This window comes from Streptococcus oralis (assembly GCF_023109155.1).
GTDB lineage: Bacteria > Bacillota > Bacilli > Lactobacillales > Streptococcaceae > Streptococcus > Streptococcus oralis_BZ.
Genome location: NZ_JALDUA010000001.1, coordinates 351804 through 366839, shown reverse-complemented (window position 1 = coordinate 366839; position 15036 = coordinate 351804). Strand labels below are relative to the sequence as shown.

Sequence of the window (15036 nt, the reverse complement as noted above, 5' to 3'; positions counted from 1 at the left end):
ACTAATCTTTTCTATCTGTTTTATACAACTCCGAAAAGTTCTTGATGTAACTCTCCAAAGAAAACAGCTCTTTTTGTCTCTGATATCCTACTCGCCCAAATTTTTCTCTTTTTTCAGAACTATCTAGTAAGAGAGAAATGGCATTAGAAAGTTCTTGAGGACGATTTGGTTTGACTAAGCAACCACTTTTGTCATCTACTACCATTTCAGCTATTCCCCCATTGTTATAACCAACAACTGGTTTTGAACAAGCCATGGCTTCTAGGACCACTGTAGGTAGGGAATCAGGTTTTATACTTGGTAAGACAAAGATATCAAACATATTATAAAGTTCAGAAGTCTTATCGTAGTAATCAATACGATGAATTTGTGACACAACAGATGAAGAAGCTATTCTCTTATCTAGTTCTTCTAAGCGCCATTCTTCACCAGGAAAAACACCTCCAGCTAGGAAAGCCACCGCTTGCTCATTCTTTTCCAAAAGTGGCTCGACTGCTTCTATGAAATCATTTTGTCCTTTGATAGCATTGACCCGACCAATCATGCCAATCACAAGTGCATCTTGCGCAATGTCAAATTTTTCACGAATAGAAGACGCATCCATTGGATAATAGACAGTATTATCGACACCGTTATAAATCACTTCCACTTGGCTATCTTTGATAAAAGGAGACTGCTTGATATGATTAGCGACCGCTTGGGACACCGTCACAATCTTGTCTGCATATCGTCCCATGAGCATATTGATAAAGTCAGAAATAGCTTTGGGTTTGACGATAATCTCATGAACATGCCAAATCAAAGGCAGCTTGAGCTTGCGTTTCAAATAGATGCCCTCCAAAACAGCCGCTGTATTATTGTGAACCATATCTATACTGTGTTGTCGAGCATAGAGGGCGATTTGCTTAGCATAGAAATTATAAGAGCGAATATAGTCGGCAATGCCTTTAGGATTAAAGTATTTTCTACGTAAAATCGGATAATCCAACACACTGACCTGAGCCCCAACTTGACGCAAGGCCTCGACTAAAACACCATCATTTGGCAGGATGACATGAGCTTCAAATTCTTTGGAATCCAATCCTTTGATCAATTCCAATAAGACCTTATCTGCTCCATACATTTCTGCACCAGCATGCAAGTATAAAATCCGTTTCATTCCCTATCCTTTAAACACTTCTTCATAATCTGACACAATCTTTTCCCATGTGAAAGCTGAGAGGATTCTTTGGCTTGACTTGAAATCCAAGTCAGCTATTGCTGCCTGATCAAATCCTTCTACTTCCTCAATGACGCGTGCCAACTCATCTTTTTTCCAATAAATAGCCCCGTCTTCACCAACCTCACGGTTAAAACCAACATCTAGCAACAAATTCAGTTTTGTAGATGCTAGAGCTTCCAGTAGAGAAGGGTTGGTCCCTCCAACCTCATGTCCATGGAAATAGGCAAAGGCATTTTCACGGATGTACTTGAGCAACTCTTGGTCATAGACAGTACCGACAAATTTGACCCTAGGATCTTTGTCAAAACCAGTATCTTGTAACAACTGGTCGTAAAATTTATTCTGCTCCACATTTGTGATGAGAACAAAGTCCTTTTTGGACTTGGACTTGATAAATTCACGAATCATAGCTTCGTAATTATTTTCAGGAACAAATCGTCCCACTACTAGATAATAGCCATTTTCGCTAACTTCTTTTTCCTTATACCAATCTCGAACTTTGGCATCTTCTGCTTTCAGGATTGAAGGAATAGTATCCGTTCCATAGGCAATATAGGTGGTCTTTGGTTGGTACTGCTTATAATCCTCTTGGATATATTGTTCAATATTTTTACTGTCACAGACCAATAAATCAGCATGTTTGACCATGAGCTGCTCTGAAAATTTCCAATACTTACGAACTGGTAAACTCCACTTTGCTCGCAACCATTCATGACCATCAGGATTTACCAGCAATTGGCCTCCGATGGCACGAATTTTTTTCTTAAGCCCAGAAATAAAAGGACCGATGCGACAAGCTAGAATGTAAAAAATGGGAGCCTCGTCCTTGTTTTCCTTAGCCAATTCAATAGCCTTGTTGATCGCTGCGATATCGTAAGCAATAGCACGAGCTGGTCCGATATTGGGTACATCGATGTTGAAGCAAATGGCTCCATTGTGCTCAAACTGATCTTCCGTAATACCAGACTTGGCTGAATTTTCACGCATACAAGCAACATAGTATTGTATGTTGCTGTCTTTTTGATATTCGGTTAATTTTTCAACAAAGGTTTCAAATCCCCCATACTTAGCAGGAATCCCCTTTGAACCAATAATATAAACTGACTGTTTCATTTCTCTCCTAACAAGACTGAAGGGCAGAAATTACTTCGCCCCTTCCCTCATAAAGACCACTTTAACGGTCTTTAACAATATTTCAATATCTTTCCAGATTGTCCAGTCATCAATGTAAGCTACATCTAATTTGACAACTTCATCGAAATTTTTGATTTCACTTCGTCCACTAACCTGCCATAAACCAGTAATCCCAGGCTTAAAACTGAGACGACGTTTCTGTTCTGGCGTATACTTTTCATACTCATCAATAGTTGGAGGACGAGTCCCTACTAAACTCATATCCCCAATTAGTACATTCCAAAACTGTGGCAACTCATCCAAACTTGTCTTACGAATGAACCGTCCAATTGGTGTAACACGTGGGTCATTATCCATTTTGAACATCCCGCCCTGCATCGTATTCTGATTCATCAGCTGTTGTTTAATCTCTTCCGCATCTACACGCATAGAACGAAACTTATAAAAAGTAAAGCGACGACCATTTTTTCCAATACGCGTTTGAGAAAAAATGGCCGACCCACCATCTCTTCGAATCAGTGGTACCAATACTAAACCAACTACAGCAAACAGAACAAGTCCAACAATAGCTCCGCAAATATCTACAATTCGTTTGGCAACTACATGACTAGGCTTGTAAAATTTTGTTGAAAAGGTTACAACATTCAAACCTGCCATTTCACGAATTTTTTTATCACTACCCAAATAGTCGTTAAAAGCATTTAGGTTAACTGTCACATCTATTCCCATTGTTTCAAAAAGAGAGATATAATCTTCAATATTATACTCCTCACTAGGCAGATTGATAAAAACTTCATCAACAACTTCATGAGTTGCAAAATTTAAAACATCTTCAACTGGTACTACTTTTAAGTGCTCATGTTGAAAATTAGGCTGATCCAAGACACTAACAGCTTCCAATTCCCATAGAAAATCACTTGATTCTAACAGTTTGTCTATTACCTTCTCTACTCTAGACGTAGCCGTAATCAAGAAAACTTTTTTTCTCCCTTTAAAATTTGGTAATAGAAGTTTCCAATAGCGTTTAATACATAGATTCAATAGATATAGTAACACGGAATGCATTGTTAAAAAGTAGATCATTCCTCGTCTTGAAATACTAAAGCGTTCCTTCAAGAAAAAATTAGAAATACTTATTGCCAATGCAAAGAAAATAATATACTTCGCTATTCTGATAAACTCAGCCAAGTACCCTCTTTTGAAAAAATCTTGTCCATAATCACTAATATAAAAGACAAGATAATGGAGAATGTATAGGACAACCATTGAAGTATATACAATCTCTGTTTCTTTAACAAAACTGAGTAAATAAGCTAAAATAATGACAAGAAAACTCTGGAATACTGCCAAAGAAATCTTCAATCCCTTTTCTTCCATAATATCTTCCCTAGGCTATTTATTATTTTTTGCCATAATTCCCATAGTTTCCATATGCTCCATAGGAGCCATATTTTTCGACTGAAGTATTAAATTTATTTAGAACTACTCCTAGAAATGGTTTGCTTGTTTGTTCGAGTTGTTCTTTAGCTTTTTGGACATCGCGACGATTTGTTTCACCAGCCGCAGTCACCAAAACAGAAGCATCACATTTCTGAGTGATGATTGCAGCATCAATAACAACTCCTATTGGTGCGGTATCAACAATGATATAATCAAAGTATTTATGCAGAGTATCAATCATAGTTGCAAAATTTTCACTTTGTAGCAGAGCTGTAGGGTTTGGGGATACAGAACCTGCCTGGATAACAAATAAATTTTCAACATTTGTTTCGCATAAACCTTGCGATAAGTCTGTTGTCCCTGATAAATATTCTGTTAACCCTGTAATCTTTTCACGTGATTTAAAAACACCCGACATGACAGAATTACGGATATCCGCATCGATTAACAGTGTCTTATATCCCGCACGCGCGAAAGCCCAAGCAATATTAGTAGAAGTTGTTGATTTCCCTTCACCAGGCTTTACAGATGTAATTGCAATTACTTTTAAATTATTCCCACTCAGTTGAATATTGGTGCGAAGCGCATTGTAGTACTCTTCTGCTTTTCTTGCCTGTTCCAGTTTTTTATGTGCAATCTCTAACGTTGGCATTTTTCTCTCCTATTTCAATTTATCCAAATTTGGAACTATTCCCAATAGTGCAATTTGCATCACGTCCTCAATATCTTCTGGGCGTTTAACTCGTGTATCCAAGAGCTCAACTAGGAGAACTGTGACAACCATTACAACCGCTCCCGCAAGGAATCCAACCAGGGTATTGCGACGAATATTTGGTGAAGATGGCGATGTTGCTGGGCGTGCTTCTTCAAGCGTTGTCACATCCGAAACGCGAGTGACACTGATGATTTTTTGAGCCGCAACTTCTCTCAAAGAGTTGGCGATACGACTAGCTTCCTCAGGTGCACGGTCTGTAACAGAAATCGATACAATACGCGTATCCACTGGAACTGTTACCTTGATTTTACTAGCTAGACCTTTTGGAGGGAGTTCTAGTTTCAAATCAGTCGCAACCTTCTCTAAAACGTCTTGCGAGAGAATGATTTCACGATAGTCTTTTACCAAGTAAGATCCTGCTTGCAAGTCTTGGTTAGTCAAGCCAGGCTTATCTCCCTGATTACGATTGACCACATAAATTCGGGTCGTACTCGTAAACTCCGGCTTCACAATAAAACTACTGTAGGCAAATGCTACTGTCCCTGTCACGAATGCCACCAAAGCAATTAAAAATTTTCGTTTCCAAAGGATTTTAAGCAAGTGAAATACGTCGATTTCCATCATATTTTGTTCTTTCATTTTTTCTCCTAAATCAATTGATCCATTATTATTTTTCGGGGATTATCCTTAAAAAGTTCCTTAGCCTTATCTTTACTGTATTTTTTGGCAATGATATCATAGGCTTCCTCCATATGAGGAGGTCTGTGATCCAAGTTGTGCATATCACTTGCTATCACGTGAACCAGATCTCGTTCCAAGAAATACTGGGCTCTCTTTTTCATGAATTTATAGGTTTCTCCGAAGAGTTTAGGCTTCAAAACATGAGAACTATTAACCTGAGTATAACATCCCATATCAATCAGTTCTCGCACGCGCTTTTCATTGTTTTCTAAAGCATCATAACGTTCAATGTGGGCAATGACGGGTGTAATGCCTAACATTAGAATATCACTCAATCCCTTATGCATATCTCGATAGGCTGTATTCATACTAAATTCAATTAAAGCATAGCGACTATCGTTAAGGGTTGGGATTAATTTCTTTTCTAACTTCTCAACAACATCCGGCGTATAGTAAATTTCTGCCCCATAAGCAATGATTAAGTCATCCGCAACTTCCTTAGCCATTTCTCGCACCTTCAGAAAGTTGGTTGCGATTTTTTCTTCAGGAGTTTCGAACATCCCTTTTCGTCTATGCGAAGTGGAAACAATTGTTCTCACTCCTTGACTATACGCCTCTCTAAGTAGTTTTTTACTCTCCTCTATTGACTTTGGACCATCATCCACATCAAAAACGATGTGCGAATGGATATCTATCATGCTACTTGCCCTCCATCACATCATTGATAGCAGCTTTAGCAGCAGCTAAACTACTATCGTCAATTTCCATCATGTAGAGGTTACTATCTGGCATAGCATAGGATGGAAGATCTGTTCTACCCGTTCCTTTCAAGTCTTGAGAATTAACCTTATACTTACCACCACTATCCAGCTGGGTATTGACCAAATCCATCATGGTTTCTAGCGGCATATTGGTTTGCAAAGAGTCTTGTAATCCTTTGATGATGTTATCGTAGTTTTTTAAAGCCTCAGTTGACGTCAACTTCTGAATAATAGCAACAATGACCTTTTGCTGGTTCCGACCACGATCACGGTCTCCATCTGCTAAAGAGTAGCGTTCGCGGACAAAGCCAAGGGCCTGTTCCGAATCTAGATGAACATTTCCTACAGGAAAATGGTACTTACCATGCAAAGAAGTGAAATCCTGATCATTATAGACATCAACGCCACCTAAAAGGTCAATCAATTTCAAGAAAGAAGTGAAGTTCAAACGAACATAGTAATTGATATCAACCCCGTATAGGTTTTCCAAAGTATGAATTGACGAGTCCACTCCATAGATTCCAGCGTGGGTCAATTTATCCTTTTGATTGTTTCCTCCATCCGCAATCGGAACATAGGAATCTCGAGGCGTTGTAGTCAGAAGAATTTTCTTGGTATCTCGATTCACAGTCATTAGAATATTCACATCAGAACGAGATACTGAGCTAATCGGTCCGTAGGTATCAATTCCACTGACATAAATGTTAAATGTCTGATTTTTAGATACCTTTGGTGCCGCAACATCCTTAGTTAGTTTTTTTGTATAGATTTTTTTAATTTTCGAAGCATAATCTGGATACTCTGCTTCGATGATGTTTTCAAAAACACTATTTAAGACAATTGCTTTAGTTTCGCCAGAAAGCAGACTCTTATAAGATGCCAGATAAGAAGCACTCTGTTCAACTGTCAAGTCTTTACTCTGTGTCGTCTTAATATCTGCCATCAACTTTTGGATATTATCATTATCTGTTTCAGTCGGACCTGTTACACTATCCAACTGAGTAACATTGTTGATTTCACTGTCTGTTAAAACGACCACACTCATCGAATACTCTGAATAGTTTGATGTCGCATTGATGTGATTGGTCAACCCTACAAACTGATGAAGTGCAAATAGTGAGACAGAACTGACTAGTACAGCAAGCGTCAAAAAGAAAACCGTGAATTTCTCGGCTTTTTTATAAACTATCAGTAGGGTTGCAATTACAATAGAAATTAGAATTAAAATCGTAGCCAGAATATTGAGATATCTAAAGGCCAGGATATTATGTTTAAAAATCAAGAACAACAAAAAACCACTCAATAAAAAATAAATGGCTAATAAGAATATATTAATATTTCGCTTCGCATTCCCTAAACGAGCTCTCTTTGAGCGTCTACTCATAATAATCTCCTAAACCTTTATAATTAAAACCATTATATCATAAACCAACAATAAATGCCATTCATTCATTATAATTAAGCGTTTTTATTTATACCTTTTTCCCAAAAAAAATTTAGGTCATTTACTCGTTTTTAGTTTAATGGATACAAAAACAAGGCTCCTGAATAGGAAACCTTGTTCTCATCTTATTTTACGTGGTTTTCAAACTCTTTTTGGCTCTTTTCGATAGCTTTTTTACTTTCTTCTTCCCACTTAGCCTTGGCTTCATCAAATTGTTTCTTGGTAACAGGGTCATTTTGTAATCTCATGTACTTATAATTATTTCCGTCACCCTTGATACCTACTAGGGAGTAGGCACGTGTAAACGGAGTTACTTTAGTTACAGAGGCTGTACCACCATTTGACATAGCAGACATGACTAGAGAATTGTCAATCATCCAAGCTTGCGCTTCAGCGTATTTTTCATAACGCTTAGCGACATCTTTGTTCTCTGCATCTGCTTCTTTCAGGAGTTGTGTATAGGTATCGAGCCCCAAACTCTTAATGAGCTCTTGGTCTTCCTTGGCATCAAGACCAAAAATCTTGAGATAGAAGCCAGTTTCAGCATTGAAGGGGTCTAGATAAGTTGATGGATCCTGGTAATCACCAACCCAACCATCAAAGTTTAGGTCGTAGTCACGAGCTGCTGGATTTGGTGCTAGAAAGGCAACATTTCCAAAGTCATCTGTAGAAAGCTGTTGAACATCAATGACGATATTGTCAGAACCTAGTACTGTTTCAAGGGTTTGTTTAACCGAGTTCATACCAGAAACCGCGTTTTTATTCGTCTGATCAACAGGGACATCCAAATGGATTGGGAAAGTCACGCCTTGGGCTTCCAATTCCTTTTTAGCTTCCGCAAATTTTGCTTGGGCCTTTTCCTTGTTAAAGTAGGCATCTTGAGCATCTGCCAAATTGATACCTGACCACTCAGTTCCGTAGTTCACAAGCTTAGAAGCTGTTACTTCTCCAAAGGTCTTATCTCCCACCTGGACAAATGTTGGAGGAACTAGAGTATTACGAAGGGTTTTGCTCGCTGCTTCTTCACCGTTAGATTGAGCAGAGTAGGCTGTTCGATCAATACCAAAGTTGATAGCTTGACGGAAATTTTTATTTAAGATAGCTGTTTGAGCTGATTTCTTTTGTTCATCCGTTGTTTTAGCGGTATGATTATAGGTTTTGCGGTTGACGTTAAAGTTAAAGTACCAAGATGTCTTGTCTTGTAAGCTATAGACGATATTGTCTTGGTATTTTTCTTTTGTCTTAGCATAATTCGAACTATTTGGATAGACTCCTGCAATCGAGTAAGCACCACTTTCAAAGTTTCGAATCGTCATCTCCTGATCTGACCCATCAAAGTAAGCTAACTTAACTTTTTCAATGGTCACTTTATCATGGTCATAATAGTGTGGATTCTTCACATATTCAATCGAAGATTTTGATGTGAAATCTTTTAACAGATATGGACCGTTATAAAGGATACTGTCTGGTGTCAAGGTACCAAAATCTTTATCCTTTGATTTCAAGAACTCTTCGTTGACTGGGAAAAGAATACTATTGGTTGTCTTTGAATTCCAATACGGTTCTGGTCGAGTCAAAGTGTACTCGACTGTGTAATCATCCAAGGCTTTGACACCGACAGTTGAAAAGTCATTGGTCACACCCGTCACATAGTCATTCAATCCCTTGATTGAATTTTGGATCAGATCCATGGCTTGCCCCTTATTGTCAGCGGCATATTTGATCCCAGTGACAAAATCCTGAGCTTTGACTGAAGCGTATTCCTCACCATCAGCCGTATACCACTTGGCATCTTTTCTAAGCTTGTAGGTATAGGTCAAACCATCTGATGAAACAGACCAATCCTCCGCAAGAGCAGGTACGAGGTTCCCATAGCTGTCATTTTCTAGCAAACCATCTACGAGATTGGTAATAACGGCAGTGTTATCCGCATAATAATCTAGAAGATAGTTAAAAGTTGTTGGATTTGCACTAAATGTTGATGAATAAGTGCTAGTATCTGTGTTGGACTGTCGACATGCCGAGAGCAAAATCCCTGTCGCTAAGACAAGACCTGTCCCGATTAGTCTTTTTTTCAGTTTGATCATCATTCACTCCTTTATGTCACTTTTTATAACATAGCCATATTTTATCAAATTTATTCAAAAATGTAAAGTTACTGCCTTTATGACAACTGGTGTCTCAAAACAAAAAAGAAGCACAGTTTCCTGCAACTTCCTTTTCTGTTTATAGATTACTTGACGTGTTTTTCAAGTTCTTTTTGGTATTTGGCATTTGTCTCGATTTTTTCTTGTTGCCATTTCTTGAAGGCTTCTTCGTATTCTTTTGCAGTCACAACGTCATTTTGCAACTCCAATCCTTTGAAGACAAATGGGTCTCCCTTGATTCCGACTTGAGAGTAAGCTTTTGTAAATGGTACAGTACGGCTAACCGTTGGAGAACCACCTGAAGAAGCAACTGGGATTAAAAGTGAACTATCCGATACCCAAGCTTGAGCTTTAGCATATTTTTCATAACGCTTGTTAAGGTCGCTGGTTTCAGCTGCAGCATCATCCAAGAGTTTCTTGTATTCGTCCAGTCCAACTTGAGCCATCACTTCTGGATCTTGTCCGCGCTTGATCCCCAAGTGTTTAAGGGCAGAACCCTTCTTAGCATCAAGAATGTTGAGGTAGGTAGCTGGGTCTTGATAATCTGGTCCCCAACCAGTTCCGTTCAAGTCATAGTCTTTTTGGGATGGAACCTTGGCTTGAGATGTAATGCTCAATTTCTCATTATCGGTCATTTGAAGGACATCGACAATGACATTTTCAGTACCAAGTGATGATTCGATAGACTGCTTGAGTGAGTTGGTTTGTTGAACCGCGATTACATCTGTTTGTTCAACCGGGATATCCAAATGGATTGGGAAGGTAACCCCCTTGGCTTGCAATTCTTCCTTGGCTTTAGCAAAGGCTGCCTTAGCTTTTTCAGGACTGTAAATCGTATCCTTGCCATCTGTAAGGGTTACATCTTTCCACTGGTCTCCATATGAAACGAGCTCTGCCTGTGCCAACTCTCCAAAGGTTTTTTCACCCACTTGAACGTAGTCATGTGGCACTAGGCTGTTACGGATAATCTTGTTCGCACCTTCTTCACCATTCAACTGAGCAGTATAAGAATGACGGTCAAGGGCAAAGTTCAGCGCCTGACGGAAGTTCTTGTTGAGAAGAGCTTCTTTCGTTGATGTTTTTTGAGCTTCGTCTGTTTTGGCTGTTTTATTGTAAGATTGGCGGTTTACATTAACAGTGAGGTAGTAGCTAGTCGCTTCTTGTGGACTGTAAACAATCTTATCACCGTACTCTTGTTTAGTTGACTCAAAGTTTGAGCTTGTTGGGAAGAGACGGGCTGTTGTATAGGCACCTTGTGTAAAGCTACGAATCAAAGATTCTTGGTCTGATCCATCGTAGAAAGTTAGTTTAATATTGTCAATCTTGACATTGTCCTTATCCCAGTAGTTTGGATTCTTTTCATATTCAATGACTGATTTTGAAGTCAATGATTTCAAGAAATAAGGACCATTATATAGGATACCTGATGGGGTTGGTGCACCGTAGTCGCTCCCTTTAGAATTCAAAAATTCTTCATTAACTGGGAGCATGGTTGCAGTTGTGACTTTAGAGTTCCAGAAACTTTCTGGTTTGTTGAGCGTGTATTCTACCGTGTAATCATCAACAGCCTTAACTCCTACGGTAGAGAAATCATTGCTCTCACCACTAACATACTCTGCCAAACCTTTGATAGAATCCTGAATCAAAGAAAGACCATCTGATTTTCCGTCAGCAGCATGTTTAAGCCCAGTAACAAAGTCTTTAGCTTTAACTTCAGCGTATTCTTCTCCATCAGAAGTATACCATTTTACACCCTTACGAAGTTTGTAGGTGTAAGTCAAACCATCCTTTGAAACAGACCAGTCTTCTGCAAGTGATGGAATTAAGTTCCCATACTTATCATTTTCCAAAAGACCATCAACAACGTTTGCTATAACGTCAGAGGTTGAGCTCTTGCTCGTCACACTATAGTCCAAAGAAGATGGATCCATAGCGTAGACATAAGAGAATATTTTGGGAGCATCCGCTTTCTTTTCACTTTGCCCACAAGCAGTTAACAGTAGGGCTGCACTCAAAACAGCACCTGCTCCTAAGAGCCACTTTTTCGATTTCATAAGTAATCTCCTTAAAGATAGTGTTTTCACCATTATACCCTATTTTTTCATAAAAGCAAGGACTTTCGCCAGATTTTTTAGAAAATTCTAACAAATATTTTTTAAAGTCTTTTCTACATATTTTTCAGCAAAAGAACCCCAAGCATCAAAGGCTTGAGGTTCACTTATTTTAATCCGTTAGTTCCACACAGAAAGCATCCCATGGAGCCAAGGTTTGTTTTTCAACTGCTTCTTTAGCAGTAGTGTTTTCAATCAAGATTGATTTGACTTTTCCTCCTACCGAAAAATCTTGTTTTTCATTGGACAAGTTAGCCACAACTAGGAAACGGCGCTCACCGTCCTTACGGATATAAGCAAAAACCTTATCAGCCGTATCAAGCAATTCAAAATCAGCTCGAATCAACCAGCGATTCTCCTTACGGATTTGAACGAGTTTTTGATAGGTATAGAAAATAGAATCTGGATTTGCCAGTGCTTCTTGAACGTTGATTTCTTCGTAGTTTGGATTAACTGCCAACCAAGGTTGACCTGTTGAGAAACCAGCGTTTTTGCTCTCATCCCACTGCATTGGAGTACGGGCATTGTCACGACCAATGACACGGATACTGTCCATGATTTCTTCTATCGGAACGCCTTTTTCAAGAGCTTCACGCGCATAGTTGAGGGATTCAATATCTTCTACTTGATCCAGTGTTTCAAACGGATAGTTGGTCATTCCAATCTCTTCACCCTGATAAATATAAGGTGTCCCTCTCATAAGATGAAGCAAGATTGCAAAGGCTTTGGCAGATTTTTCACGGTATTCTTGGTCATTTCCCCAGATAGAGACGATACGAGGAAGATCATGGTTGTTCCAGAAGAGGGAATTCCAGCCATCCTCAACTCCTAACTCTGTCTGCCATTTGTTAAAAATCTCTTTTAACTTCCCTACATTTAACTCTTTTTGGTAATGCCACTTAGGTTGCCCTTCCTGATACTGAAGACAGATGTGCTCAAACTGGAAGACCATAGACAATTCTTGTCCCTTTGGATCCGAGTAGAGCTTAGCAATCTCTGGCGTTGCCCCCCATGTTTCCCCTACTGTCAAGAGATTCTTATCTCCAAAGGTGGCTTGGTTCATTTCCTTGAGATAGGGATGGAGCATGGGACCATTATTGACTACCTTCTCGTCAGGAATTTTCCCAATCATGTCAATGACATCCATACGGAAACCACCAATGCCTTTATCAATCCAGAAGTTCATCATCTCATAAATTTTCTGGCGCAGTTTTTCATTCTCCCAGTTGAGATCAGGCTGTTTCTTACTGAAAAAGTGGAGATAATATTGCCCTGACTTTTCATCGTATTCCCAAGCAGATCCACTAAAGATAGACTCCAAATCATTGGGCTCATCTCGCCAGATATAGTAGTCACGCTCAGGGCTATCAGGATTCTCACAAGCCTCGACAAACCAGGCGTGTTCATCCGAGGTATGATTGACCACTAAGTCCATGATAATTCGAATATCACGCTTCTTAGCTTCTGCGATGAGTTGGTCCATATCCTCCATGGTTCCGAAAATAGCTGCAATCGCTTGATAATCAGCAATATCATAGCCATTATCATCCATCGGACTGTCATAAACAGGAGAAAGCCAAATCGCTGTGATTCCTAACTTAGCTAGATAGTCCAACTTACTTGTAATTCCTGGCAAATCACCAATCCCATCTCCGTTGCTGTCCATAAAACTCTTGGGATAGACTTGATAGACTACGGCATTGTGCCACCATTTTTCTTGCATCTTCTTACCTCATTATTTTAATAATCCATAGTCTATGATAGCGCTTTTTAAAACTTTGTGCAAGCGTTTGCCTAATCTTTTTGATTTCTTTTTTGACTCCGTAGTTTCCTATCTTCCAATTTTTTATTATAATAGAGGTCAGAGGTAAAAAAATGAAAAAACAAGCTTTTAGTTCTGAACAATATTTGAATCTACAGCGCGACCACATTTTGGAGCGCATTAACCAATTTGACGGCAAGCTCTACTTGGAGTTTGGTGGCAAAATGTTGGAAGATTTCCACGCTGCTCGAGTCCTTCCTGGTTATGAGCCTGACAATAAAATCAAGCTCTTGCAAGAATTGAAAGAGCAAGTTGAGGTTGTGATCGCCATTAACGCCAGCAACATTGAGCATTCCAAAGCACGTGGTGACTTGGGCATTTCTTATGACCAAGAAGTTCTTCGTTTGATTGACAAATTCAATGAGCTGGGAATTTTTGTTGGTTCGGTTGTCATCACACAATACGCTGGACAACCCACTGCAGATGCCTTCCGCAACCAGTTAGATAAAAACGGGATTGATTCTTATCTTCATTATCCAATCAAAGGATACCCGACGGATATGGATCACATCATTTCTCCAGAAGGTATGGGGAAAAACGACTACATCAAAACCAGTCGTAACTTGATCGTCGTGACAGCTCCTGGACCTGGTTCTGGAAAATTGGCAACTTGTATGTCCAATATGTACCATGACCAACTCAATGGCATCAAGTCTGGTTACGCTAAGTTTGAAACCTTCCCAGTCTGGAACCTGCCCCTTCATCATCCAGTCAACTTGGCCTATGAGGCTGCCACCGCAGACCTTGACGATGTCAATATGATTGACCCTTTCCATCTCCAAACCTACGGAGAAACCACTGTCAATTACAACCGTGATATCGAAATTTTCCCAGTGCTCAAACGTATGTTGGAACGCATTCTCGGTGAATCTCCATACGCTTCTCCAACAGACATGGGTGTCAACATGGTTGGTTTCGCTATTACAGATAATGAGGCTGCTATCGAAGCTTCTAAACAAGAAATCATCCGTCGCTACTACCAGACTGTTCTTGATTTTAAAGCTGAAAAAGTCGGAGAAACTGCTGTCAAGAAGATTGAACTTCTCATGAACGACCTCGGCATCACACCTGCAGACCGTAAGGTTGCTGTCGCTGCACGCCAAAAAGCAGAAGAAACTGGTGGCCCTGCCCTAGCCCTTGAATTGCCAAATGGGGAAATCGTGACTGGTAAAAACTCTGAACTCTTTGGTCCTACAGCTGCTGCCTTGATCAATGCTATCAAAAAATCAGCTGACATCGCTAAGGAAGTAAAATTAATCGAGCCTGAAGTCGTCAAACCAATTCAAGGTCTTAAAATCAATCATCTAGGTAGCCGCAATCCTCGCCTCCACTCAAATGAAATTTTGATTGCTCTCGCTATCACCGCTATGGAAAATCCTGACGCTGCGCGTGCCATGGAAGAACTTGGTAATCTCAAAGGAAGCGAAGCCCACTCAACCATCATCTTGACCGATGAAGACAAGAATGTCCTTCGCAAGCTAGGTATCAACGTAACCTTTGATCCTTACTACCAATACGATCGCTTGTATCGCAAATAAAAACTCAAACCTCTCCTTTCT

At 39.6% G+C, this 15036-nt stretch carries 11 protein-coding genes; 1 reads left to right on the top strand and 10 read right to left on the bottom strand.

Annotated features, from left to right (window positions below; translation table 11 throughout):
* Position 1 precedes the first annotated feature (1 nt).
* The 10 genes from M1F63_RS01875 to M1F63_RS01830 all read right to left on the bottom strand — a co-directional run bounded on the left by M1F63_RS01875 (position 2) and on the right by M1F63_RS01830 (position 13378).
* The gene (locus M1F63_RS01875; protein ID WP_049500996.1) at positions 2–1159 is read right to left on the bottom strand and encodes a glycosyltransferase family 4 protein; all 1158 of its coding nucleotides are present in this window, start codon (positions 1157–1159) and stop codon (positions 2–4) included.
* Between the two features lie 3 nt (positions 1160–1162).
* Positions 1163–2335, bottom strand: a complete 1173-nt coding sequence (cps2T, locus tag M1F63_RS01870) for a beta 1-4 rhamnosyltransferase Cps2T (protein WP_247940587.1) — start codon at positions 2333–2335, stop codon at positions 1163–1165.
* A 30-nt stretch (positions 2336–2365) separates the two neighbouring features.
* The gene (locus tag M1F63_RS01865) at positions 2366–3733 is read right to left on the bottom strand and encodes a sugar transferase (RefSeq protein ID WP_247940586.1); all 1368 of its coding nucleotides are present in this window, start codon (positions 3731–3733) and stop codon (positions 2366–2368) included.
* A 22-nt stretch (positions 3734–3755) separates the two neighbouring features.
* A complete protein-coding gene (locus tag M1F63_RS01860) occupies positions 3756–4448 on the bottom strand; it encodes a tyrosine-protein kinase (protein ID WP_007520659.1) in 693 nt (230 codons plus the stop codon).
* 9 nt (positions 4449–4457) lie between these two features.
* The gene (gene cpsC / locus M1F63_RS01855) at positions 4458–5150 is read right to left on the bottom strand and encodes a capsular polysaccharide biosynthesis protein CpsC (RefSeq protein ID WP_007520660.1); all 693 of its coding nucleotides are present in this window, start codon (positions 5148–5150) and stop codon (positions 4458–4460) included.
* 8 nt (positions 5151–5158) lie between these two features.
* Complete coding sequence (gene cps4B, locus M1F63_RS01850) at positions 5159–5890, bottom strand: capsular polysaccharide biosynthesis protein Cps4B (RefSeq protein ID WP_084937260.1); 732 nt, start codon at positions 5888–5890, stop codon at positions 5159–5161.
* 1 nt (position 5891) lies between these two features.
* Complete coding sequence (gene cpsA, locus M1F63_RS01845; protein WP_084937259.1) at positions 5892–7337, bottom strand: LCP family glycopolymer transferase CpsA; 1446 nt, start codon at positions 7335–7337, stop codon at positions 5892–5894.
* Between the two features lie 185 nt (positions 7338–7522).
* Entirely contained in the window at positions 7523–9484 is a 1962-nt protein-coding gene (locus M1F63_RS01840) for a peptide ABC transporter substrate-binding protein (RefSeq protein WP_247940585.1), read from the bottom strand.
* Between the two features lie 146 nt (positions 9485–9630).
* Entirely contained in the window at positions 9631–11598 is a 1968-nt protein-coding gene (locus M1F63_RS01835; RefSeq protein ID WP_247940584.1) for a peptide ABC transporter substrate-binding protein, read from the bottom strand.
* A gap of 169 nt (positions 11599–11767) precedes the next feature.
* On the bottom strand, positions 11768–13378 hold the full coding sequence (locus M1F63_RS01830) for a glycoside hydrolase family 13 protein (RefSeq protein WP_084849943.1): 1611 nt from the start codon (positions 13376–13378) through the stop codon (positions 11768–11770).
* A gap of 152 nt (positions 13379–13530) precedes the next feature.
* Between M1F63_RS01830 and M1F63_RS01825 the strand changes: the two genes are divergently transcribed.
* Positions 13531–15015 carry a DUF1846 domain-containing protein gene (locus M1F63_RS01825; protein WP_216728559.1) on the top strand — a complete coding sequence of 495 codons (1485 nt, stop codon included), beginning with the start codon at positions 13531–13533 and terminating at the stop codon, positions 15013–15015.
* Positions 15016–15036 lie beyond the last annotated feature (21 nt).

What these genes read in the sequence shown, in the direction of transcription:
- M1F63_RS01875 (WP_049500996.1), bottom strand. Translation starts at nt 1,159, where the DNA reads ATGAAACGGATTTTATACTTGCATGCTGGTGCAGAAATGTATGGAGCA.
- cps2T (WP_247940587.1), bottom strand. Translation starts at nt 2,335, where the DNA reads ATGAAACAGTCAGTTTATATTATTGGTTCAAAGGGGATTCCTGCTAAG.
- M1F63_RS01865 (WP_247940586.1), bottom strand. Translation starts at nt 3,733, where the DNA reads ATGGAAGAAAAGGGATTGAAGATTTCTTTGGCAGTATTCCAGAGTTTT.
- M1F63_RS01860 (WP_007520659.1), bottom strand. Translation starts at nt 4,448, where the DNA reads ATGCCAACGTTAGAGATTGCACATAAAAAACTGGAACAGGCAAGAAAA.
- cpsC (WP_007520660.1), bottom strand. Translation starts at nt 5,150, where the DNA reads ATGAAAGAACAAAATATGATGGAAATCGACGTATTTCACTTGCTTAAA.
- cps4B (WP_084937260.1), bottom strand. Translation starts at nt 5,890, where the DNA reads ATGATAGATATCCATTCGCACATCGTTTTTGATGTGGATGATGGTCCA.
- cpsA (WP_084937259.1), bottom strand. Translation starts at nt 7,337, where the DNA reads ATGAGTAGACGCTCAAAGAGAGCTCGTTTAGGGAATGCGAAGCGAAAT.
- M1F63_RS01840 (WP_247940585.1), bottom strand. Translation starts at nt 9,484, where the DNA reads ATGATCAAACTGAAAAAAAGACTAATCGGGACAGGTCTTGTCTTAGCG.
- M1F63_RS01835 (WP_247940584.1), bottom strand. Translation starts at nt 11,598, where the DNA reads ATGAAATCGAAAAAGTGGCTCTTAGGAGCAGGTGCTGTTTTGAGTGCA.
- M1F63_RS01830 (WP_084849943.1), bottom strand. Translation starts at nt 13,378, where the DNA reads ATGCAAGAAAAATGGTGGCACAATGCCGTAGTCTATCAAGTCTATCCC.
- M1F63_RS01825 (WP_216728559.1), top strand. Translation starts at nt 13,531, where the DNA reads ATGAAAAAACAAGCTTTTAGTTCTGAACAATATTTGAATCTACAGCGC.